The following is a 21909-nucleotide window of genomic DNA, read 5'->3' as shown; positions in this document are numbered from 1 at the left end:
CGCCGCGGCCTATGACGAAAGGCATCGACAACGTGTGCTCTCAAACCTCCAGCGGCGTGCCAAGACAATGGGTTACGCCTTGGCACCTATTAGCGAGACAGCGGCTGTTTCTTAGGAAGGCCGCAACCTTCTTCGCGAAAGACGCAAGTCGATGAGCTTCGCTTTCATAGAGGCGGAGAAGGCCAGCTTCCCGATCCAACGGATGTGCCATGTTCTCGGTGTCAGCCAGAGCGGGTTCTTCGCCTGGCGGGACCGCCCGGCCTGTCATCGCCAGCGGCAGGACATGATCCATCTTGCCCACATCCGAACGGCCTTTGCGCTGTCGAACGGGACCTACGGCAGTCCCCGCATGCACCGCGATCTCGTCGATGAGGGGCACCAGATCGGGCGGCATCGCACGGCACGATTGATGCGCGAAAACCAGTTGATCGCGCGGCAGAAACGCCGCTTCAAGCGGACGACCGACAGCGAGCATGCCTGGCCGATCGCGCCCAACCATGTTGCACAGGACTTTTCGGCGGAAGCCCCTGACAGAAAGTGGGGCGCCGACATCTCCTATGTCTGGACTGCTGAGGGTTGGCTCTACCTGGCCGTGATCATCGACCTCTACTCAAGACGGGTTGTCGGCTGGGCCACGAGTGATCGACTGAAGCGCGGCCTGGCGGTTGAGGCCCTGCGCCGCGCTCTCGCGGCTCGCAATCCGCAGCCTGGCCTGGTCCATCACAGCGACCGCGGCAGCCAATACTGCTCTGTCGACTACCAGGCGGAGCTCCGCAACCGCGGCGTCCTGATATCAATGAGTGGCAAGGGAAACTGTTATGACAACGCCATGGTCGAGACCTTCTTCAAGACCATCAAGTCGGAGCTTTTGTGGCCAGTCGCCTGGCAATCACGCCAGCAGGCGGAAAACGCCATCGCCAGATACATCGACGGGTTCTACAATCCCGTCAGACGCCATTCATCGCTCGACTTCCGAAGCCCCGTGGCCTTCGAGCGAAGGGCCCGCGAAGTGAGCTAAACGCTCTCCACTAAACCCGGGCAAGTCCAAGCACCCATTGGCGCCCCACGCCCGAGACACGGATCACACCGTCTTCGACTGCGCCTGTGTTCACCGTGCGCTCGCGCCCGTTCGTGTAACGGAAGATCGCCGGGACGGGTGCGTTCCGTGGGAAGGCGAAATAGGTGAAGGTACCGTCGTCCCAGACACGGGTCGGCGTGAACTCCGTCCGTGCGCTGGCCCCGTAATTGGTATTCGGGGCCGCGCGCGCGATGGCGTTGGCCGGGCGGCGATTGTGCTCGGGGTAGCGGAACTGCACGACATAGAAGGTCGGGCTCGAGACCTCGTTCACGTTGAAATAGTAGCTCCGCCTGTTGGTGTAGACGGTCACGTTGGTATGGACGCCGCGGGCAACGGGTTTGATGGCAAAGGCCCGCCCGCCGGGCACACCGTCGATCTCAAATCCTTCCGTGTCGCCGGCGATGATTGAGCGGATACTCTCGCCTGTCCCGAACTCGATGGTCGTGACATGGGTCAGGGAAACGTTCAGCCTGTAGACTTGGCCTTCCTGATAGGAAGCGACCCGCACGCGGTGGTCGTTGGCTCCCCCGCGCGGGATCGCCTCGGCTGACGCGTGGGGCGCAAACAGCGAGACCATCAAAAAGGCCGCGACGAACGCCCTGGCGTGTCCGGCGTGTTTCGCATTGCAAAGAGTCTGGCGCGTCTCGCGCTTTTGGGACGCTGGCAAGGCGTTCTCTGATTTCTTGTTCCGGAAGCGCACTTACTGGTTCTCCAATCTGTCCGAGCGGATCGCGTATTCGACAACCGTGAAGCCAAACGGGTTGGTCCAGACCTGGTCGATGGAGCGGCTCTCTTCCGGGCGGAACTCGAAGAGGAGCGTCGCGGTGAAGAGGCCCGCCTGAACCCCCTGAATCGAGGTCAGGCGCTTGCGAAGCCGCACCGTGGCCCGGTTGTTTCCGATCAGGTTGATGCTGAGGATCTCGACATCGAGGCGAGCGTTGGGTCCATAGACGGTCGGGGGATAGTCGGCATTGGCCGAGTTCCAGATCTGGCGCAGTGAGGCCCCTGCTGCACGGTCCGAACGGCGCAACACACTGCGGATGCGCACGTCATTGTCGAGCTGGTTGTAAACCTCGCGGTCGGTCACGTAGCGGAAGACCTCCGCCTCGATAATGGCGCGGTTCTCGGTGACGGTGGTGGCCCCGACGGTGGCTTCGGGGAGGGCGAAGCCGGTGGCGGGATCGTAAGGTACCACTACAGGGGGCGGATCGACATCGAGGATGGCCACGGCGGCCGCGCTGAGGCAGCCCAGGATGCCAAAGCCAAGGCCGAAGAGTCCCAAGCGCTGCCAGAGCCGTTCCCGTCTCAGCGCGCCGTAGACCAGTTCCTCCTCGATGATGGCTGTTTCTTCGTCCAACAATCAGCCCTCAATCCGCGCTCAGTTCCGGGAGCGTGAAATCCATGAAGCGTTGTTCTTCGGCGATGGTGGCGGCATCGATCACGCCGCCGGTGCCATCACCTACGGTCTGGATCGCTTCGAGCTGCCACATGGCGACGAGCGCGATGGCAAGCTCAGCCGTCACCCGCGTGTTGAGATCGACGCTCTCCTTGAGCTCATCCATGTCGTCGATGAGCCCGACGAGCCGGTCGACGCGTTCGAGCGACTGCCCGGCATCCTCATAGCTGTTTTGGGCCGCGGCCGAGACCAGCGCGCCGGTCGTGGCCTGTGTCGCCACGCGCTCGGCCCCGGGATTGCCGCTGCGGGCCATTTCCGAGAGCGTGTCCTCGTCGAAACCGAGATCGGCCAGCACCCGGTCCATCTGGGTTTCGATCTCGCTGGCGCCGGAACCGGTCAGCCCGGAAAAGTCCCCCGTCTTGATCGCTTGAATCGTGGCGATGATGTCACCGAACTCCTGGTCCAGGAGACCGTTCAGCTCGTCTTCCATCTGTGTCCGGATGATTTCGGGCAACTCTGCGAGACGCGTTAACGCCTCATATGTTCGTTGTAGCTCGGCGAGCTGCTCCGTAAGCGTGGCAAGCTGTTCGCGGAGCTGCACGAGTTGCTCGTTTTGCAGGATCTCGTCCTCGATCATCTGCCGGAGTTGCTGGATGTTTTGGGCTATGTTCTGGGTGTCCACGACCGGCACGCCCTGGGCCAGGACGGGGGCACTGGTCACGAAAGGCGAGCAAAGCGCCAAGACGCTGGCTAGGGTCAAGGTGCGAAGTGGTGCTGAAATGAACATTCTGCGGGGCATCAATTCAGATCCTCCAATGTGAACTCCATGAATTCGTTCTCGGCCATGCGGGCCGCGGCCTGGGCCAATTGGGCCGCACTGAGCGGTTGGGTCCGTGCGGCTTTCAGGCGAATGCGCGCGGCCATCAGCCGGACCAGTTCGGCGCGGGCATAGGTGTTGAGCGCCATGCTCTCCTGGATGTCCTGGGTCGCGCCGATCCGGGTGACGATGTCCTGGACGCGCAGGGCGGCCTGCCGGATGGCGGCGGGGGAATTGCTGCCGTAGAAGGCGGCGCCGAACCCGCTGAGCGAGAGATGGGCGTTGGCGAGAAGCGCGGGCTCGATCGTGCCGAGCGCCTCTATGCCGCCGATCCGCGCGAGGTAGAGATTGTAGCGTTCGGGGATGACCGTGACGTAATGCTGGGTCTCCTTGAAGGGCGGTACGCCGCCATATTCGAACACACGGCCAGGCCCGGCGTTATAGGCCGCGAGCGCGTTGATGATATTGCCATCGAAGGTGGCGAGCTGGGCCGCGAGGTAGCGCGCGCCGCCTGTCACCTGCAGGTAGGGGCTGTCGTAATATTCCGGGTTGATCCCGAGATCGCTCGCGGTGCCGGGCATGATCTGGGTGAGGCCGAAGGCGCCCAGGGGCGAGCGTGCGCCGATGGAGAAGCGGCTCTCCTGCCAGATGAGCGCCTGCAGGAGGGCGCGCCATTGCACGACAGAAAGACCGGCCCGCCCGACCCCGGGCCACCCGTGGGTCTCCTGGGCGACCCGGATGATCAGCTGCTCGATGTTTTCTGCGGCATCGCCAAACATGCCCGCGCCACCGGGATTAGGATCGACATCGCCCGAACCGTAGACCGCTGCCACGGAGCGGTCCGGATCGCCGCTGCCGTTTTCGAGATTGGCGACCATGCCCGGCAAGCCCTGGCCACCGAAACTTGTCTGCGCATCAAGGATGGCACGTAGCACGGCCAGCTGTTCCTGTTCGATCTCGGTCAGGAGCTCTTCGACGGTGAGCTTGTCTCGCTGGACCGCGAGATCGGCGTCCCGGTCGCCCGTCTCGACGATATCGCGGACCGTCAACCCGGAATCGTTGGTGGGAACGCCCTGGGCGAGCGTGGCTGCCGGCAGGAGAGCCGCCAGGAGGATATGTGCGACCCTAGACCTCAACGCTGTCTTCCGGGTTTCCGATGGGTGTGAAGATGCAATCCGGCTCGGCGCGGTCGAGCGAGGCGCGGAATGCGAAGCAGTTGGCCTGAGGTTCGCGATATTCGGCGCAGGAAGAGAGAACGCCGAGTGCGGCGAGGAGGATAAGGGGTCGGATCATGGGAGCCTCCAGAAATCAGGTCTGTCGCGATAATCCGCCCCGGCGAGGGACTCGCCCTTCTCCATGCCGCCGAGGATGGTGAGGAGGGGGCCGAGCGCGGAGAGGTCGGCGTCGACCACCACGGAGCCGCTGTCGTCGCGGATGAGCGCGAGGCGACTGTCGTTGCCGGTGTTCAGGAGCACGTCGAGTTCCTTCTCGAAGAGGTTGAGCATCGCGTAGTCGGACGCATGAGCGCGAATGTTGGGGAGCAGGATCTGGGTTGGCACCGCCTCGACGATGGTCTTGCCGGTTCGCGTGCGTTCGAGCTGGCTCGCATATTGTGTCATCATCACCGCGACCGTGTTCTGTTTCCGGGCGGTCACCAGCCAGTTCGAGAGCCGTTCGGCAAAGTATGGGTTGTCGAGCGCCTTCCATGCCTCGTCGATCACGATGATGGTAGGTCGCCGGTCCTCGATCTCCCGCTCGATCCGGCGGAAGAGATAGGAGAGAACCGCCATTCGTTCCTTCTCGCTCTCGCTGTCGAGAATGCCGGTCAGGTCGAACCCCACGACGTCGCCATCAAGGGAGAAGGTGTCTTCAAGGCTTTGGCCGAAAATCCAGCCGTATCGCCCATCCTCGGTCCATTCGAGAAGCCGCTGGTGAAGATCGCCATTGTCGTCGGTGGAGACGAAGAGTGAGGCGAAGTCTTTCCAGTTCCGCAAGGCCGGGTTGGTGGCTGTGGCGTTCTGGCGAACCACTTCCTGGATGCGGTTGGTCTGGGCGGGCGTCACGGGCTTGTCGGAGCGATAGAGGAGCGAGGCGAGCCAATCCGAGAGCCAGGCCGTGCCGCGCTCATCGATCTCGGTCCAGAGCGGGTTGAGGCCGGTCGCCTGTCCCGCCTTGATCGAGGCGTAGCGCCCGCCATTGGCGCGGACTGCCATCTCCATCCCGAGCCGGTAGTCGAAGACGAAGATGCGGGCGCCGACCCGCCGGGCTTGCGTCATGAGGAAGGCCGAGAGGACGGATTTGCCTGAACCGGGACGCCCGAGAATGAGAGTGTGTCCGCTGGTGGGCTCTTTCTCTGGCGAGCCTTGCTCGTGGTAGGAGAAACGATAGGCGCTCTGTTCTGGCGTCGGAAAGAGCGTGATCTCCTGGCCCCAGGGCAGATGGTGTTTTTCCTTGCCGAGTTGCGTGCGATGAAGTGCTGCGAAATCCGCGAAGTTGCGGTTGGTCACAGCACTCGCGCGGACCCGTTTTGGCTGGTTGCCCGGATGCTGGCTGAAGTAGTGCGATTTCGCGGCCATCCGCTCGCCGATCATCTTCACGCCCTCGGCGGCCGCGGCGTTCACGATCTCGGCCCCGAGGGTTTGCAACTCGTCGAGGCTGTCGCAGAAGACGGTCACCACCATGTGGTGCTCACCGAAGCTCTGACGTTTGGCCTCAAGATCATCATGCGCGATGTCGAGTGCCTCTAGGAGCGAGAGGGCGGCGTCTTGCGAGGCTTGCATCTGGCGCTTCTGGCGTTTGATCCGACCCGCCATCAGGTTCGAATTGATCGGTGTGAAGGAATGGGTGACGATCATGTCGACCGGCAGGTTCAGCATGTCGAACATGGTGCAGGTGGTACCTTCGGCATATTCGCCGATGGTAAAGCTCTTACCGAAGCGACGGCCGACCACGCCGTCGGAGAGCTCGAAATGATCTTCCAGAAACGTCACGCGAGTATTGGCAACGTTGTAGGCCAGAAACCCGTAGCGGTTGGCGGGATAGAGCGGCAGTTCGCGGCCCGTGTTGAGCGCACCGAGGAACCCGACCAACTCGCCAGAGGCCGCCGACAGGATGCGTGGCTTGAGTTCCGCCAGGCCGGAGGTGAAGACCCCGATCGCCTCCTTGAGGCGTCTGATCCGTTTCGCGGTCTCTTCCTTGAATCGCTCCGGTGCGGAACGGTTCACGAATCCAAGAAAGCTCTTGGGCGGCGGGCGGTGGATGATGGTGAGTGTGAGGGTCTTGTCCCGGAGGCCTGCCGAGGCGAGCTTAGCGCGCCAGGCATCATCCACCGCCGCCGCGAAACCGTTGCCCTGGACCGGTAGCAAGTCCGGGGTGATCGACTTCGAGACCTTGTGCACGTAGTAGCTGAATTCGGGGCCCAGCTGCGCGATGATCCGGGCAAAGAGCGCCGTCACCTTGTCGAGGTAAGCGTCGTCTGTGGTGTAGCTGTTGACCCCGCTCAGACGGATGCACTGGAAGAGCTCGTTGACCCGGGTGCGGACTGTCTGGTCATCGACGAGGCTGACATAGGGCAGCATATGCGCGAGGCGTTTCTCGCGGGCATACCAGTCGGGCATGAGGGTGCGTTCATCGACGGTCTCGCCCTGGGCTTCACTATGGCGCATAGCTGTCGCCCCTGTGGATGGACCGGTTCCGCGTCGGCGGGGTTTCCTGAAGTGCGGTCATCATCACGTCGATGAAGCGCGGGTCCCAGTCAGCCGCTTTCCAGAGAACCGGATAGAGCACCGCCGCGATGCCCAGGACAGCAAAGTGCTGCACCCAGACGAAGAACAGCACCGACCCGAAGAGCCAGACCATGGCATACATGATCGGCAGGCCGAGGAGCTTCGGCGGGCGCACAAGGCCCAGAAAGAGCGGCGATCGTTCGGCCACGAGAACCCCCGGTTACGACCCGAAGACGGCGGCAACGATGGTCGGCGCGGCTGCAACGCCAGCGATGCCCACCAGCACCCAGAGGGCTTGGCGCAGATCGATGATGTTGAAGAACCAGCTGAGGAACACGCCGAGGACCGCGAGGGTGGCGATGACGACGCCAAGCGGTCCGGTCAGCGCGTCCACGATGCCCTGTAACAGGCTCTGAATCGGGGAGAGGTCGATGCTCTGGGCCAGGGCCGGTTCTGCCGCAACGATGAGGAGAGCGGCGAGGGTGATCAGGGATTTCGTCAATGGCTTCATGGGGACGCTCCTTCCAGCCGGTTGAAGACGGCCAGCACCCGCTGGACGTGGTTTTGGGTTTCTCGAAACGGTGGAATGCCGGAATGCTCGCGCACGGCGTTGGGTCCGGCATTGTAGGCGGCGAGCGCGAGTCGCGCGTCGCCAAACTCGGCCAGCATCAGGGCGAGGTAACGGGCCGATCCGTCGAGGTTTTGCCGCCAATCGTGAGGGTCGACGCCAAGTACACGGGCCGTATCGGGCATCAACTGCCCGAGCCCGATCGCCCCGACATGGGAGACGGCGTGCGGATTGTACGCACTCTCGATCTCGATATTGGCCCGATAGAGGTGTAGCCAGTCCGTGACGGTGATATCCGCCGCACGGAGCCCAGGGTGGCTCGCATAGCGCAGTCCGGTCTCCTCGATCGCGGCGAGAATATCCGGGCGTGGCGTGAGCGCGCGAGGGATCATCGCCGCGACGCGCACCCCTTCACGTCGCTCAGTACGGCGCTCCTCGCCCAAGATGCGCAACCCGTCCGAAGTCGAGCCAACGCCGACCCCGTCATTGTAGTTGCGCGCGAACCGTTCCTGGGCGCGCGACGGCGAAAGAGAACCGTCCCCCGCCATCACCAAGACCATGTCTGCCGATGCCGGGAAGCTCAGGGAGGAAAAGAAAAGGACGCTAAGCCCGGCTGGCAGCCATCTCTTCGCTGGAAAGCTTGTGAACCGTCCGCTTGCCCTCTTCCAGAGGCACATCGGCGTGTGAGAAGCCGATCCCTTGCAGGAAGGAGATGACCCCGGTGACGGTCTTGATCTCGCGGATCTTGATGTCGTTGCGCGAGGTTCGGGTCCGGGCCGTGACCAGAAGTTTCTCGATCCCGTCGTCGCTGACAGCACGCATGATCCAGACCCCATGCCAGTTGGGGCCTTTCTTGAAGGCGTCTTCCTTGCAGACAACTTCGACGCGATAGCCGCTGGCGACCAGATCGCGGAATCTGGGTTCGGTGACCACATTCGGGGCTTCTTTTTCTAGGTCCATCACCCGGATCACGTTCTCCAATAGGCGAATGACCGGGCCAAAGATGTTGAAGCCCAGGCATACAATGATATAGTGTTGACGCACAAGATATATTGAGCGTGCGGCAGGCGGATTCTCGCTCACGCAATGGATAAACCGAGCGGATGCGATTGATCAAGAAATTAAAGGGTTTGCGTAACCTCCGGTTGATCAGGGCTTGCGCATCGCAGGCTATACTTCTGCTCTTTCTATCCACCGGACATGCCTCGGCCGAATCCTGCCTCGCCCCGAATCGTCCCTATGTCCCGGGCGACGCTGAGGCCACCCGGGACTACGCCGATTTCATCCGGCGCGACTTCGAGCTCTACATCCGCGACATCCAGAGCTACTTCCGCTGTCTCGAAGCTGAGCGTGCGCGGGCCTTCGAAGAAGCGCGCGAAGTGAGCGAGGAATACGGACGTTTCCTGAAGACGATCGATAGGTGACGTCTGGAAGCGCGAACGTGTCGTGGTTCTATTGGAAGGGTCCACGATGCCATACGAAAGAACAGGTTTGACCGCAGAATCCATGTCGCGCCCATAATATCCACTTTTTAGATAATCTATAAAGTAGATTAGCCGTGTCACAAGAGGTTTGTGACACGTGGCGAAAACGATCAGGAGTTCGGGACATGAGGCACTTCGCGACGCTTTGATTGCGGCGCGGAAGGTGGCTGGTTTAACGCAGGCCGAGCTCGCTTTGCGTCTGAGATGTCACCAGTCTTTTGTCGCCCGTCTGGAGAGCGGAGAGCGTAGGGTCGACGTGGTTGAGTTGATCGTACTCGCTCGTGCTCTGCAGAGCGATCCGGTTACGCTATTGGCGGCAGCCGAGGCGGCGACGGAACTCGATCACCGGATTTAGGACGAGGCGATTGGCTTGTCGCCTCGGACGGTATGACGAGATCAAGCCCCGGTGGGACCGAAGGGCAATGATAAAAACGAATTGTTATGGGGCGCTGCGATGCACGGTCTCTGGTACAGGTTTGGCGCAGAGGCAAACGGCTCAGTAATTCACCTGCTCGAACCCGTAATTGCCCTCGTAGTCGCGCCAGTCGACGAAGACCGAGCGGTGATAGATGGAGGGACAATGATCGCCCCAACGTTCCAAGCCGACATGGGCCTCGGGCAACGCCGCGACGGACGAACGAGACCAGGAAAAATCGCCCTGGATTCCATAGGTGCCGATAAGGACGGATTCGTAACGGCTGCAATCGCTGTCACGGGACTCGTTTTGGCGTGCGTAACGCACATCGTAGACACGGATAGAACGGACGAAATTGAAGTCCGGTCCACTAATGTCGATGTCTGCGCGGTCCTGGATCAGATGCAATGCGAACCCGTCAGGATGGGGTAGGGGGTGGACACCTTGCGACCGCAGGACGACGGGCAAGAGGGTGTCAGCTTTCTCGGGGTCAGATTCCGCAAGGCTCTGAGGCAGAGGAGCAGCGTTGGAGAAGAGGATGTCAAAGACACGCGGAGTGCGACCGGGACCGTCTTCAGGTTTGAAGGAGGCCCCCATGGGGCAACGCCAGATCTGCAGCGGGGGCTCGACAGGCCACGGCGTGATCCGGCGGATGAACTCTGCACGCGCCCGGGAGCAGGGCTCTGATGCCGGCCAGCCGCCGGAGAGGCAGAGTAGGATGGCGCAATCGATCGGGTAGGTCTGGGCCGACGCATTGGTCGAGGCGCCGAAGAGGGAAGCCGTGCTCACAATCGTTGCGAAGGCAAAATGACGAAGAAAACTGCGCATGACGAGGAACTCAGTCGGCTGACGGTCGAATCTGCACCCTGCAATAATATACTATTGTTTGGGGGTCAATTTGTCTGTCGCTATTATTCCGCCGATCGCACATGGAGCGACTATTACGAGATCGTTCACCCGCGCGACAGCTTTTCCAGGAAGTGTGTTACCTCATCTGAAGTAACGGCCTGTGCAGCTGCAAGCATGTCCGGGCGCAGAGGTGGATCGATGTGGTCTGCGGTGCGGGCGGCGCCGATCCAGAGGATCGACAGCTCGGACGTGTTCCACCGATAAACCCAGCCAACCGTCCGGTTGATGCGACTACAGATCAGTCGAGCGACCGGAGCCGCTTCTTCCTTGTTAACACTCACTGGTTCTTGTGTACCTTCAATTTTTCTTAAGGATTGATTGGCTGCAAGAGCGTCTCGCTACGCACCGGCCGTATCCGATCCTAGCCCGGTGAAAGAGGCGGCATCGGCAAAGCCGATGCCGCCAGAGGTTCGCCCACAGGGAGGAGGTAGAGGGCGAAATCCAAATGATTGCAATGTTTTGTTGCTAGACGCATAACGAGTCTTATGTTAATTTCCAGACTCCGCCATCTTGTACCACCCGCGACTCAGACAACAGCTTCTCCAGATGCGCCGCAACGTTTCGTTCTGCGGCCATTGCGATATGTGGGTCGGTTTTCTGGTAGACGGAAGCGGCGATATTCTGGACCGAACCCGGGGTGTTTGAGAGGTGGGCGAGGATCTCCGCCTCGCGACGCTTGCGGTTGGAAAGCAACCGTTTGACGTAAGGTTGCGGATCCCGGAGTATAGGTCCGTGCCCCGGACAGTAGATCCTATCGTCGCGCTCAATCAGCCGCTGTAGCTGCGCGCAGTAGTCGTGCATGTTTCCGTCAGGGGGGCTGACGATCGAACTGTTCCAGCTCATAACGTGGTCGCCCGTGAAGAGCACTCCGTCAGGTCTCGCGAAACAAAGGTGGTCGCTCGCGTGACCAGGTGTGTGCAGGACGGTAAGACCGGCAATGACCTGTCCGTCCTCCAGAAACCGGTCAGGTCGAAATGCATCGTCAGGGAATGCCCGTGAGGCATAAACAGGTGCGTCTGTCCGTGCTCGCAGGGCTGGGACGACTCCAAAATGATCAGAATGGTGGTGTGTGAGCAGAATCCCGGATGGTTTGGCCCCCAAATTTTCGATGATTGCCTCGAAATGTGTACTGTCTTCTGCTGGGCCGGGGTCGATTATGAACCGACCATCAGGCGTATCAATGATGTAGCTATTTGTCCCGTGGTAGGTCATCTTTCCGGGATTGTTCGCGACGATCCTCAGAATTCCAGGGGCCAATTCGACTCCCTTCGCGCGGCAAGGCTCCGGCTCTGAGAAAAACATGCTGCTTCTTTTCATTGTGTGCGACCAGTTATTGATTGCGAACAATCCGGTTCGCACAGTTTTGTGCGTTGCTCTCGCATGGCGCCGGAAACCTCAGGCTGGCGTCCGGTGCCTACCAAATCTGGCATCGGACCATTTCAACTTATATCGGACTAAGACCGTATGAGACTAAAACAGTCTGATACGGTCTTGGGCTGGCAGTCACACAGCGCGGCGATTATGGTAAGCAGAATACAGAACTACAGCAATTGTCGCCTTCGTCAGATCCCCGATCAGGAATGGGTAAAGCCCGGCGTTCAGCAATTTCTCGCCATAACCGACAAAGCCACCCAACCAGAACAGCCCTGCGCAATACATGAGTATCGAGCCCGAAAAGACCGCGACAGATGCTCTGAATGCAGGCCAAAGTCCTTGCAGTGCTTGAACAACCCAACCGGCAGCCGCCGCTGCAAGTGCGAAGCCTACCAGGTATCCGCCTGTGGGACCCGCGATATATGCCAGTCCTGCCGGAGCCGGAGGCGTGCCTGCGAAGACCGGCAGGCCAAGCAGACCTTCAAAAAGGTATGTCACAACAACAAGACTACTACGCACCGGCCCCAGGAAAAGACCCAGACCCAAGACAACCAAGGTCTGTGTAGACATAGGTACGGGGTAGAACGGCACCACGATTTTGGCGGATATTGTCAGAAGAATTGTGCCGACGAGTATTATCGAGATCTCTCGGGTCAGTCTTGCGACTGATCGGCTTTGAGTGGTTTCCAGATTCATCTTTTTCGTCCTTGTTTCTGTAGATTGTTACTTTTTTGGATAGTAAGCTCACATGCGCTTGGCGACTTCTTCCAACATGACTTCGCTCGCCCCGCCGCCGATGGCCTGCACACGGGCATCGCGTGACATGCGTTCCACCGGTGTTTCGCGCATATAGCCCATACCGCCATGAAACTGGACGCAGTCATAGAGCACGCTGTTCACCAGTTCGCCGCAATAGGCTTTGACCATCGAGACCTCTTTCACGCAGTCACGGCCCGCGGCATCCAAACCGGCGGCGTGATAGACCAGCTGACGCCCTGCCACGATCCGCGTCTGACAGTCGGCCAGTCGCTGGCGCACGGCCTGCTTGTCCCAAAGAGCGCCGCCAAAGGCCTTGCGCTGCTTGACGTAATCCACAGTTATGTCCAGCGCGGTTTGCGCCTCGGCACAGGCCATCGCACCCAGCACGATGCGTTCGTTCTGGAAGTTCTTCATTACCGAATAGAAGCCGTGGTTGACCTCGCCCAAAACGTTTTCGGTCGGGATGCGGACTTCTTCGAAGATCAGTTCGGCAGTGTCCGAGCACAGCCAGCCGGTCTTATTCAACGCCCGGCCCACCGAAAAGCCCGGCGTGCCCTTTTCGACCGCGAACATGGTGATCCCGCGCGACCCCTTGGCATCGGGATCGGTCTTGGCACCGACAAAGTAGAGATCGCCATGCACGCCGTTGGTGATGAACATCTTGGTGCCGTTCAGCACCCAGTCCGACCCGTCCTGCACCGCGCGGGTGCGCATGCCGGCCACGTCCGAGCCCGCGCCCGGTTCAGTCACAGCAACGGCGGTGATCATTTCGCCCGAGACGATCGACGGCATCCAGCGCGCCTTCTGTTCGGGCGTGCCGGCGTTTTCCAGATGCGGCGAGGCCATGTCGGTGTGGACCAGAACCGTGGCCGAGAACCCGCCGAAAGTGGATCGCCCGACCTCTTCGGCCAAAACCACGCTGGACATCACGTCCAGCCCCGCGCCGCCATACTGTTCGTCATAGCGCATCCCCAGCACGCCGAGATCACCCATCCGGCGCAGCACGTCGCGGGGTACCTTGCCCTCCTCCTCCCAAGGCTCGGCCTTGGCGATCACCTCGGCTTCAATGAACCGGCGCAACTGGTTGCGGATCAACTCGAGGTCTTCGTTGAACGGGCCGGTGACCTGAGTAATGCTGTCTTGTCTGGTCATGTGTTTTCCTCTGGATCGAGTTTGATAAGCGGGGCGTGCCCGGCGACCGTATCGCCGGGTGCACAATAGATTTCAGTCACCACGCCCGCGACCGGCGCGGGCAGGCTTTGCAACAGCTTCATGGCCTCAAGCACCACCAGCGTGTCACCGGCTTTGACGCGGTCGCCGAGTGCGACGCGCACCTCGGCCACGGCGCCGGGCATGGGTGCGGACAACAGGTCAGCGACGCCAGACCCGCCGGTGGCACGTTGCAGATGCTGGTCTTCCAGCGTACGCAGGTCTGTTGCGGTCATTCCAGCGGGGGTTTGCAGGTGCACTCGCCAGTGACTCGGCGCGCGCACGACGTAAGCGATGCGCGAAAACGGAACCCCATCGATGCGTCCGCTCAGTCGGCATCCTGTTAAAGCGGCACTCTCGACCGTGATGGTCTGGCCGTCCGGCTGAATGGCAGTCAACCCCGACCCGGAGCCTTTCATGCGGATCGGTTCGTCTTTGGTTGTGTCCCAATAGAAGGCCGCGCCGGACTGTCTCGCAGGGGCTGTGAGTCGCCATGACCCCAGGCTTTCCCAGGGCGACGCGCCCGCCGGCACGAGACGCAGATGCAGCGCCATCGCGGCAAAGGCCATGTCCCGGGGATCAGCGGACGGTTCAGTCCAGCCGCCTGGAAACATCTCGGGCAGGCCCGAGGTATGGTGACGGAACGCCTCAAAATCCGGGTGTGTCAGCAACGCGCGCTGATAGGCCAGGTTCAGACCGACGCCACCGACGGCAAAGGCATCCATTGCGACGACCGCCTGACGGATCGCACCGGCCCGGTCCGGCGCGTGGACGATCAGCTTGGCAATCATCGAATCGTAATGGTGGCTGACGACCGAGCCTGCCTCGACCCCGGTATCGAGCCGCACGCCGGCGGGCGGAGCCCAAAGGCTGATCTCGCCCGTTTCGGGGCGGAAATTCTCGGCCGGGTTTTCGGCGGCGATGCGGATTTCAATCGCGTGCCCGTCGAATTTCACATCCGATTGCGCCAGTGTCAGCGGCTCGCCCCGCGCGATGCGCAACTGCCATTCAACAAGGTCGATGCCGGTGATTGCCTCAGTCACGGGGTGTTCGACCTGCAAGCGGGTGTTCATTTCCAGAAAGTAGTATTCACCGCGCCCGGGGTCATAGAGGTATTCCACCGTCCCGGCGGAGCGATAGCCGATCGCCTGCGCCAACCGCACCGCTGCCGCACGCATGCGGTCGCGCACAGCCTCGGGAAGATCGGCGGCGGGGGCTTCTTCGATCAGCTTTTGGTGGTTGCGTTGCAGCGAACAATCGCGGTCGCCCAGATGCAGCACGGTGCCGTGAGTGTCGCCCAGAACCTGCACTTCGACGTGGCGGGCACGGGGCGCATAGCGTTCGAGGAACACCGCCGGATCGCCGAAGGCGCTCTGCGCTTCGGCCCGGGCAGATGCAATCGCTTCGGGTGCGTCGCCCAGATCGGAGACAAGCCGCATCCCGCGTCCGCCGCCGCCGGCGCTGGCCTTGACCAGAAAGGGGGTGCCAAGCGCCTCGGCCTCTTGCAGCAGGCGCGCGTCGGACTGATCCTCGCCGCGATAGCCGGGCAGGACGGGCACGCCTGCGGCTTCGGCGGCAGCCTTGGCCTCGATCTTGGAGCCCATCCGCGCGATAGCGTCGGGTTCCGGCCCGATGAACACAAGGCCCGCCGCCTCGACCGCCGCCGCGAAACCGGCATTCTCAGACAGAAAACCATAGCCCGGGTGCACCGCACCCGCGCCCGTCGCCCGCGCGGCCTCAAGGATGACCTCGACGTTCAAATAACTGTCCGACGGGGCGGCTCCGCCGATGCAGACGGCATGATCGGCCTCGGCCACGAAGGGCGCGTCGCGGTCCGCCTCTGAGAACACCGCTACGTTTTCCAGCCCCAGTTTGCGGCACCCGCGCTGGATGCGCCGGGCAATCTCGCCCCGGTTGGCGATCAAAACGCGGGTGAAGCTCATTTCACCCGCCATGACGGAACGCCCTTGTTGATGAAGCTGTTGATGCCTTCGATACCTTCCTCCGTCTCCCACGCATCGGCCAGCCGGTCGGCGGTGTAGATCATATTGGTCTCCAGATCGTGGGACGCGACATAGGCGATCAGCGCCTTGGTATCGGCCACGGCACCCGGCGCGGCCTGAAGGTGATCATGCACCAACCGCTTCACCGTGGCGTCCAGGTCGGTCGGCGCGACAACTTCGGTCAACAGACCGATCCGCTCGGCGCGGACCGTGTCGAACAACGCCCCTGACAGCATGGTTTCACGCGAATGCACCTTGCCGATGCGGGCCACCACATAAGGCGATATATTCGCGGGCAGAAGGCCCAGTTTGACCTCGGTCAGACCGAAGCGCGCGCCTTCGGCGCCGATGGTGTAGTCGCAGACGGAGATCATGCCGACACCGCCACCGTAGGCCGGGCCGTTGATCCGCCCGATCAAGGGCTTAGGCAGCGTGTCAAGACGGCGCAACAGCAGCGCCAGCGTGGCGCTTTGTGCGACCCTTTCACTACGGGTTTTCTCGACGTTAGAGGCGAACCAGTTGAAATCGCCGCCCGCGCAGAAGCTCTTGCCCGCGCCGGTCAGGACCACAATACGCACATCGTCATCTGCAGCCAGCTTTTCTGCGGCATCGTATAGCTCTGCGATCAATTCGCCATTCAGCGCGTTGTGTTTGTCGGGGCGGTTGAGCGTCAGCGTGGCGACGCCGCGCGCATCAGTTTCGACAAGGATCGTGTTGTAGGTATTGGTCAACTTGAAGCCTCACATTCTGAATACAGGCGTATGGCGACCGGCTTCGGGTACCGATGTCACGATGGCCAGGCACAGGCCAAGGATATCGCGGGTTTGCGCGGGTTCGATCAGCCCGTCATCCCAAAGCCGCGAGGTGGCATAATAGGGATCGGACTGTTCACCATACTGGGCCCGAACCTGCTCCTCGATCAGCTTCATGTCGGCCTCCATCTTGCCCGGGTCGCCCCCTTTCTGGCGGCGCAGTTCCAGCATCACATTTGTGGCGATGTCGGCAGACATGGTGGCCAGTTCCGCCGTGGGCCAGGCAAAGAGAAAATTCGGGGCGAAACCACGTCCGCACATGCCGTAGTTGCCTGCCCCGTATGAGCCGCCCAAGAGGACCGACAGGCGCGGCACCTTGGCAACCGACATGGCATAGACCAGCTTGGCACTGTCTTTGGCAATGCCGCCGCGCTCGGCTTCGGTGCCGACCATGAAGCCCGAGATGTTGTGGAGGAACAAAAGCGGTATGTTGCGTTGATCGCACATCGACACGAATTGCGCGCCCTTGAGCGAACTGTCGGACACAAGCGCCCCATTATTTGCGAGAATGCCCACTCGATAGCCGTGAATCCGCGCGGTGCCGCAGACCAGCGTCTCACCCCATCCGGGCTTGAATTCGCGGAATTCGCCGGCGTCGATCATGCGCAGCAGAACCTCGCGCATGTCATAGGGCTGTTTGCGATCGGCGCTGATGACGCCAAGCAGTTCCTCTGGGTTGCGCGCCGGCGGCGCGCAGGTTGCATCGGGACCCATCGGGCGCGACAGGCCCAGTTCGGATACGATGTCGCGCATCAGAGCAAGCGCATGATACTCGTCCTCGGCCAGATGGTCAGACACACCGGAGACGCGCGAATGCATCTCGGCCCCCCCCAATGTTTCTCCATCAACCTCTTCGTTGATCGCCACCTTGACGATCGAGGGGCCGCCCAGATGGATGCGTGCGTTGCCGCGTACCATGATGACTTCGTCCGACAGGGCCGGGATATAGGCCCCACCGGCCGTGCAGCCTCCAAAGACCGCCGAGATCTGCGGCAGGCCGCTCGCGGACATGTTGGTTTGACGATAAAAGGAATTGCCGAAATGGCGGGCATCGGGGAAAACCCGGTCCTGCTCTGGCAGATAGGCACCGCCGCAATCCACCAGATAGAGGCAGGGCAGCCGGTTCTCGGCTGCGATTTCCTGGGCGCGGATGTGTTTCTGCACGGTTTCGTGATAGAAAGACCCACCCTTCACTGTCGCATCGTTGGCGATCACAACGCAGGGAAGCCCGTGGACGATCCCGATACCGGTCACGATTCCCGCACCGGGCACCTCGCCCCCGTATTGACCGTAGGCGGCAAGCGACGACAGCTCAAGAAACGCAGTGCCCGTATCCACCAGCAGGTCGATCCGTTCGCGAACCAACAGCTTGCTGCGCTTGCGATGCCGCGCGACCATGTCGGGGCGGCCGCCAGCCGTTGCTTCGGCGATCCGCGCGCGCAGCGTTTCGACGCGCTCGCTTTGTGCGGCGTGGTTGCGGGTGTAGGTCTCTGATGCGGTCAGCACCGCTGTTTCAAGACGTGCCATGAAGTCAGGTATCCTGTCTTTGGAGTATCCCGTTGAGGAACACATCGGCATAGGTGCGTGACAACGCATCGGCGCTACCGCGGTCCGGGTCGAACCAATCGAGCGTGGCGTTCAATGTACCGATCAGCATCAGGCGCAGGCGACGGATATCGACGTCTTGCTTCAGCGTGCCATCTTTCTTAAGCTGGGACAGAAGACTGTCCCACTCTGCCTCATAGGCCCTGCGCGTGGGCAAGTTGGCATCCCGGACGGATTGCGGCACCTGCCCGAAAATACGCACATTCGCCGATGTATAATCGCTCACATCAAGAAGCGCGCGCAAATGCGCCCGGATCGCAGAGCGCAGGATCGTTTCGCCATCGGTATCGGCTGGCAGGTCGGTGATGGCGTCTCTCATACTCGCGTGAACGACCCGAATCCCTGCATCAAGAACGGCCGCGACGATCTCGTCCTTGGAACCGAAATGATAGTATATGCTACCCGCCTTGATCCCGGCGGCCTCGGCAATTTTTCGGAGCGAAACGGACCCGTAGCCTTGTTCGCGGAAAAGCCGCGCGGCAATGTCCAGCACCCCGTCCCGTCCGACCGCGCTGCGCGATGTCTCGTTGACTTTGCTTGCAGTGCTTTGTGCCATAGACCTTCGTTTCGCCTCAGCGCCTAACTAACGCCTGTTAGGTCAATAGCGCAAGTGAGTCAATCGTCTTAATCGTGCCCGATTGGAGTTTGCGGGAAATTCCGCATGGGCGACCGCCAAGAGGCCGCCCAGACAACAATGTGCTTGCCCGGACCCCGTTATCGGCTCCGGGCAAATGCTTTAGATCACGAAACCGCCGCCACATATGACGTGCTGCCCCGAAATGAAGTTCGATTCCGGCGCACAGAACAGATAGACGGCACCGGCAGCTTCTTCCGGAGTGCCGACCCGGCCCAGCGGGATCATGCGCTCCATCTGGGACAGGAGATCGGGATTCACGCCGACCTTGATCTCTTTTTCGTCGACCTTGATTGTGCTGTTGCCATCAGCGCTACCTTCAGTCAGGCGGGTGCGGATCGGGCCGAAGGCGACGGCGTTGACGTTGACCTTGTAGCGGCCCCATTCCTTGGCCATCGTCCGGGTGACACCCAGGATGCCGGCCTTGGCGGCGGAATAGTTGATCTGGCCGGCATTCCCGCCAGTGCCCGCGATTGACGAGATGTTGACCACCTTGCGGAACACTTCATGTCCGGCGGCGGCCTCTTCCTTTGCCTTGGCGCTGATCACCGGCTGCGCGGCGCGCAGGATCCTGAAGGGGGCCGTCAGGTGAACGTCGATGATCGCCTGCCACTGTTCGTCGGTCATTTTCTGAACGACGCTGTCCCAGGTATAGCCCGCATTGTTCACGATGATGTCCAGCCCGCCAAAGCTGTCCATACCGGTCTTGATGAACCGTTCGGCAAATCCGTCTTCGGTGACGCTGCCGGCACAGACCACGGCCTCAGCTCCCATTGCGCGCAACGCCTCGGCGGTTTCATTGGCCGGATCGGCGTCCAGATCGTTGATCACCAGCCGGGCCCCTTCCGACGCGAGTTTGAGAGCGATTTCGCGGCCAATGCCCCGGCCCGAGCCCGTGACCAGCGCCACGCGCCCGTCGAGTTTTCCAGTCATATTAATTCCTCCCGAAGGGCGCTATCAGGCTTTTTCATAAAGCGTGGCGACGCAGGCCCCGCCGAGGCCAAGGTTGTGCTGAAGCGCCAGTCGCGCGCCATCGACCTGCCGAGCATCGGCCTGGCCGCGAAGTTGCTGAACAAGCTCAGTGCATTGCGCAAGTCCGGTCGCGCCCAGAGGATGCCCTTTGGACAACAGACCGCCAGACGGGTTGGTCACGTACTTGCCGCCATAGGTGTTGTCGCCATCATCGACAAACTTCGCCGCTTCGCCGCGACCGCAAAGGCCAAGCGCCTCATAGGTGATAAGCTCGTTGTGAGCGAAACAGTCGTGCAGTTCGACCACATCCACGTCCTCGGGCCCGATGCCGGCGGCCTCGTAGACCTGATCGGCGGCGCGCTTGGCCATCGAAAAGCCGACCACTTCGCGCATGTCATGGGCTCCGAAAGTTTCCGGGCCGTCCGTTGTCATTGCCTGCGCCGCGATCCGAACGGAACTGTCGAGTCCGTGCTTGTCGGCGAATTCCTTGGAACAGATAATTGCCGCCGCTGCGCCACAGGTTGGCGGGCAGGCCATGAGCTTGGTCATCACGCCCGGCCAGACGACCTGGGCCGCCATGACATCCTCGGCGGTGACTTCCTGCCGGAACAGGGCCACCGGATTTTTGGCCGCATGCCGGCTGGCCTTGGCGCGGATCTTTGCGAAGGTCTCAAGGGGCGTGCCGAACTCATCCATATGCGCCTTGCCCGCACCGCCGAAGTACCGCAGTGCCAGCGGGATCTCGGCACTGCCAACCAGATCGTCGGTTTCTGCGTCGAAAGCTGCAAACGGGCTGACCCGATCATGGAACATTGCACCGATTGCGCCGGGCTGCATCTGCTCGAACCCAAGCGCCAGAGCACATTCCACCGCGCCGCTTTCCACGGCCTGACGCGCCAGGAACAGGGCGGACGACCCCGTCGAGCAGTTGTTGTTCACATTCAGAACCGGGATGCCGGTCATTCCAACATGGTACAGGGCGCGCTGGCCGCAAGTGCTGTCGCCATAGACATAGCCCACATAGGCCTGTTGGATTTTGTCGTAGTCCAGACCCGCGTCGGCCAGAGCGGAACGGGTCGCCGCGGTTGCCATCACATCGTAGCTCTCGGATTTCCCCGGCTTCTGGAACGGGACCATCCCGACGCCGACGACATAGGCTTTATCTGACATTTCTCTCTCTCAGGTTTGGACTGGCCTGCATTATACAAGTGCCATTGCATTTTCTACCGTTTGTTAGAATTTACATGACGCCACGCGGACCTGTCAACACGATCACACTGTGGAGTATGGTGCTTGTCGAAGTTTCTAACATATGTTTGGTTGTTCGCGCTGCCTGTCTCGGAAGTCCGGGCAATTTTCGGTCCAGACCTCTGAGTCTGACCATGGCCTGACACAGCGAATGATGCATTTGGGATGTCTGGATTTCGCGACCATTGGTTTACAGACTACGAAAGGGCAAGAAAAATGGCGCATTGCTATGAATTCAAAGGGTTTATACCCGTTGTTCCCGATGATACATATGTCCATCCTCAGGCCGTTCTGATCGGAAATGTCATCTTGGGTCATGGATGCTACATCGGACCCGGCGCAAGCCTGCGGGGCGATTTCGGCAGAATCGTGATCGGTGACGGCGCCAATGTACAGGATAACTGCATCATCCATTCCTTTCCCGGCCGCGACGCCGTCGTGGAAACCGACGGTCACATCGGCCATGGCGCGATCCTGCACGGCTGCACAATTGGCCGGAACGCTCTGGTCGGGATGAATGCCGTCATAATGGATGGTGTAGATCTTGGCGCGGAATCGATTGTCGGCGCGCAGGCGTTTTTGCGCGGCGAAACTGTGATTCCGCCCCGTTCGATGGTGGTCGGTTCGCCGGCAAAGGTGATCCGGGAGGTCAGCGAGAAAGAAGTCGCGTGGAAAACACGCGGCACCGCGGAATACCAGCAACTTGCGCGCGACTGTCTGGCCGGATTGATGCCGGTCGAGCCGCTGAAGACGGTCGAGGCAGACCGGCCCGGGATGGTGGCCTCTGACGTCGTCTCCATTCAGGAGGCGCGGCGGACATCGTCCTGACCTCTCCAGGCACCGGACCGGGGCGGGTTTAAGAAGCGGCCCGAAGCGGCAGGACCTATCTGAAAACGGGCGA

The 21909-nt window shown here is 61.3% G+C and carries 24 protein-coding genes and 1 pseudogene; 4 read left to right on the top strand and 21 right to left on the bottom strand.

Annotated features, from left to right (window positions below):
- Nucleotides 1-101 precede the first annotated feature (101 nt).
- A pseudogene (locus tag ACRARG_RS19925) lies at nt 102-1018 on the top strand (IS3 family transposase); the annotation flags it as partial.
- A 10-nt stretch (nt 1019-1028) separates the two neighbouring features.
- On the opposite strand, the gene ACRARG_RS19920 reads toward ACRARG_RS19925, so the two are convergent.
- The 10 genes from ACRARG_RS19920 to ACRARG_RS19875 all read right to left on the bottom strand — a co-directional run bounded on the left by ACRARG_RS19920 (nt 1029) and on the right by ACRARG_RS19875 (nt 8544).
- Complete coding sequence (locus tag ACRARG_RS19920) at nt 1029-1655, bottom strand: TrbG/VirB9 family P-type conjugative transfer protein (protein WP_432691779.1); 627 nt, start codon at nt 1653-1655, stop codon at nt 1029-1031.
- Between the two features lie 123 nt (nt 1656-1778).
- Entirely contained in the window at nt 1779-2435 is a 657-nt protein-coding gene (locus tag ACRARG_RS19915) for a VirB8 family type IV secretion system protein (protein ID WP_088652949.1), read from the bottom strand.
- 10 nt (nt 2436-2445) lie between these two features.
- Complete coding sequence (locus ACRARG_RS19910) at nt 2446-3261, bottom strand: type IV secretion system protein (RefSeq protein ID WP_432691776.1); 816 nt, start codon at nt 3259-3261, stop codon at nt 2446-2448.
- An 11-nt stretch (nt 3262-3272) separates the two neighbouring features.
- Nucleotides 3273-4406, bottom strand: a complete 1134-nt coding sequence (locus tag ACRARG_RS19905; protein WP_432691778.1) for a lytic transglycosylase domain-containing protein — start codon at nt 4404-4406, stop codon at nt 3273-3275.
- 10 nt (nt 4407-4416) lie between these two features.
- The gene (locus ACRARG_RS19900) at nt 4417-4584 is read right to left on the bottom strand and encodes a hypothetical protein (RefSeq protein ID WP_171043047.1); all 168 of its coding nucleotides are present in this window, start codon (nt 4582-4584) and stop codon (nt 4417-4419) included.
- Nucleotides 4581-6956 carry a VirB4 family type IV secretion/conjugal transfer ATPase gene (locus ACRARG_RS19895; protein ID WP_432691775.1) on the bottom strand — a complete coding sequence of 792 codons (2376 nt, stop codon included), beginning with the start codon at nt 6954-6956 and terminating at the stop codon, nt 4581-4583. The genes ACRARG_RS19900 and ACRARG_RS19895 overlap by 4 nt, the downstream gene beginning before the upstream one ends.
- On the bottom strand, nt 6946-7224 hold the full coding sequence (locus ACRARG_RS19890) for a VirB3 family type IV secretion system protein (protein WP_432691774.1): 279 nt from the start codon (nt 7222-7224) through the stop codon (nt 6946-6948). Before ACRARG_RS19890 ends, ACRARG_RS19895 begins: the two co-directional genes overlap by 11 nt.
- A 12-nt stretch (nt 7225-7236) precedes the next feature.
- The gene (locus tag ACRARG_RS19885) at nt 7237-7527 is read right to left on the bottom strand and encodes a TrbC/VirB2 family type IV secretion system protein (RefSeq protein ID WP_009803468.1); all 291 of its coding nucleotides are present in this window, start codon (nt 7525-7527) and stop codon (nt 7237-7239) included.
- The gene (locus ACRARG_RS19880; RefSeq protein ID WP_432691773.1) at nt 7524-8144 is read right to left on the bottom strand and encodes a lytic transglycosylase domain-containing protein; all 621 of its coding nucleotides are present in this window, start codon (nt 8142-8144) and stop codon (nt 7524-7526) included. The genes ACRARG_RS19885 and ACRARG_RS19880 overlap by 4 nt, the downstream gene beginning before the upstream one ends.
- A gap of 43 nt (nt 8145-8187) precedes the next feature.
- Nucleotides 8188-8544 carry a hypothetical protein gene (locus tag ACRARG_RS19875; RefSeq protein WP_028093938.1) on the bottom strand — a complete coding sequence of 119 codons (357 nt, stop codon included), beginning with the start codon at nt 8542-8544 and terminating at the stop codon, nt 8188-8190.
- Nucleotides 8545-8687: 143 nt separating this feature from the next.
- Between ACRARG_RS19875 and ACRARG_RS19870 the strand changes: the two genes are divergently transcribed.
- Nucleotides 8688-9008 (top strand): hypothetical protein, encoded by a 321-nt coding sequence (locus ACRARG_RS19870; protein WP_432691772.1) that lies wholly within the window; start codon nt 8688-8690, stop codon nt 9006-9008.
- A 157-nt stretch (nt 9009-9165) separates the two neighbouring features.
- The gene (locus ACRARG_RS19865; protein WP_432691771.1) at nt 9166-9423 is read left to right on the top strand and encodes a helix-turn-helix domain-containing protein; all 258 of its coding nucleotides are present in this window, start codon (nt 9166-9168) and stop codon (nt 9421-9423) included.
- A gap of 141 nt (nt 9424-9564) precedes the next feature.
- Here ACRARG_RS19865 and ACRARG_RS19860 read toward each other — a convergent pair whose 3' ends face one another.
- The 11 genes from ACRARG_RS19860 to ACRARG_RS19810 all read right to left on the bottom strand — a co-directional run bounded on the left by ACRARG_RS19860 (nt 9565) and on the right by ACRARG_RS19810 (nt 20930).
- Nucleotides 9565-10311: a hypothetical protein gene (locus tag ACRARG_RS19860; protein ID WP_189658333.1), complete on the bottom strand. Its 747-nt coding sequence runs from the start codon at nt 10309-10311 to the stop codon at nt 9565-9567.
- A 125-nt stretch (nt 10312-10436) separates the two neighbouring features.
- Nucleotides 10437-10673: a hypothetical protein gene (locus ACRARG_RS19855; RefSeq protein WP_432691770.1), complete on the bottom strand. Its 237-nt coding sequence runs from the start codon at nt 10671-10673 to the stop codon at nt 10437-10439.
- A gap of 202 nt (nt 10674-10875) precedes the next feature.
- The gene (locus tag ACRARG_RS19850; protein ID WP_432691769.1) at nt 10876-11694 is read right to left on the bottom strand and encodes an MBL fold metallo-hydrolase; all 819 of its coding nucleotides are present in this window, start codon (nt 11692-11694) and stop codon (nt 10876-10878) included.
- A 201-nt stretch (nt 11695-11895) separates the two neighbouring features.
- A complete protein-coding gene (locus ACRARG_RS19845) occupies nt 11896-12462 on the bottom strand; it encodes a biotin transporter BioY (RefSeq protein ID WP_432691768.1) in 567 nt (188 codons plus the stop codon).
- Between the two features lie 48 nt (nt 12463-12510).
- Complete coding sequence (locus ACRARG_RS19840) at nt 12511-13677, bottom strand: acyl-CoA dehydrogenase family protein (protein ID WP_432691767.1); 1167 nt, start codon at nt 13675-13677, stop codon at nt 12511-12513.
- Nucleotides 13674-15677, bottom strand: coding sequence for an acetyl/propionyl/methylcrotonyl-CoA carboxylase subunit alpha (locus ACRARG_RS19835; RefSeq protein WP_432691766.1), 2004 nt, complete (start codon nt 15675-15677; stop codon nt 13674-13676). Before ACRARG_RS19835 ends, ACRARG_RS19840 begins: the two co-directional genes overlap by 4 nt.
- Nucleotides 15674-16468, bottom strand: a complete 795-nt coding sequence (locus ACRARG_RS19830; protein ID WP_432691765.1) for a crotonase/enoyl-CoA hydratase family protein — start codon at nt 16466-16468, stop codon at nt 15674-15676. The genes ACRARG_RS19835 and ACRARG_RS19830 overlap by 4 nt, the downstream gene beginning before the upstream one ends.
- A gap of 9 nt (nt 16469-16477) precedes the next feature.
- Nucleotides 16478-18076, bottom strand: a complete 1599-nt coding sequence (locus ACRARG_RS19825) for an acyl-CoA carboxylase subunit beta (RefSeq protein WP_088652138.1) — start codon at nt 18074-18076, stop codon at nt 16478-16480.
- 4 nt (nt 18077-18080) lie between these two features.
- A complete protein-coding gene (locus tag ACRARG_RS19820; RefSeq protein ID WP_432691764.1) occupies nt 18081-18647 on the bottom strand; it encodes a TetR/AcrR family transcriptional regulator in 567 nt (188 codons plus the stop codon).
- A gap of 243 nt (nt 18648-18890) precedes the next feature.
- Entirely contained in the window at nt 18891-19721 is an 831-nt protein-coding gene (locus ACRARG_RS19815) for an SDR family NAD(P)-dependent oxidoreductase (protein ID WP_088652139.1), read from the bottom strand.
- A gap of 24 nt (nt 19722-19745) precedes the next feature.
- Complete coding sequence (locus ACRARG_RS19810; RefSeq protein WP_100931403.1) at nt 19746-20930, bottom strand: lipid-transfer protein; 1185 nt, start codon at nt 20928-20930, stop codon at nt 19746-19748.
- 243 nt (nt 20931-21173) lie between these two features.
- Here ACRARG_RS19810 and ACRARG_RS19805 point away from each other — a divergent pair, with 243 nt between their 5' ends.
- Nucleotides 21174-21836, top strand: a complete 663-nt coding sequence (locus ACRARG_RS19805; protein ID WP_233152267.1) for an acyltransferase — start codon at nt 21174-21176, stop codon at nt 21834-21836.
- Nucleotides 21837-21909: the final 73 nt, after the last annotated feature.

It is taken from the genome of Pseudooceanicola profundi, assembly GCF_050897955.1.
GTDB lineage: Bacteria > Pseudomonadota > Alphaproteobacteria > Rhodobacterales > Rhodobacteraceae > Pseudooceanicola.
The sequence above is the reverse complement of the archived record's forward strand: the minus strand, read 5'-3'. Positions and strand labels throughout refer to the sequence as shown.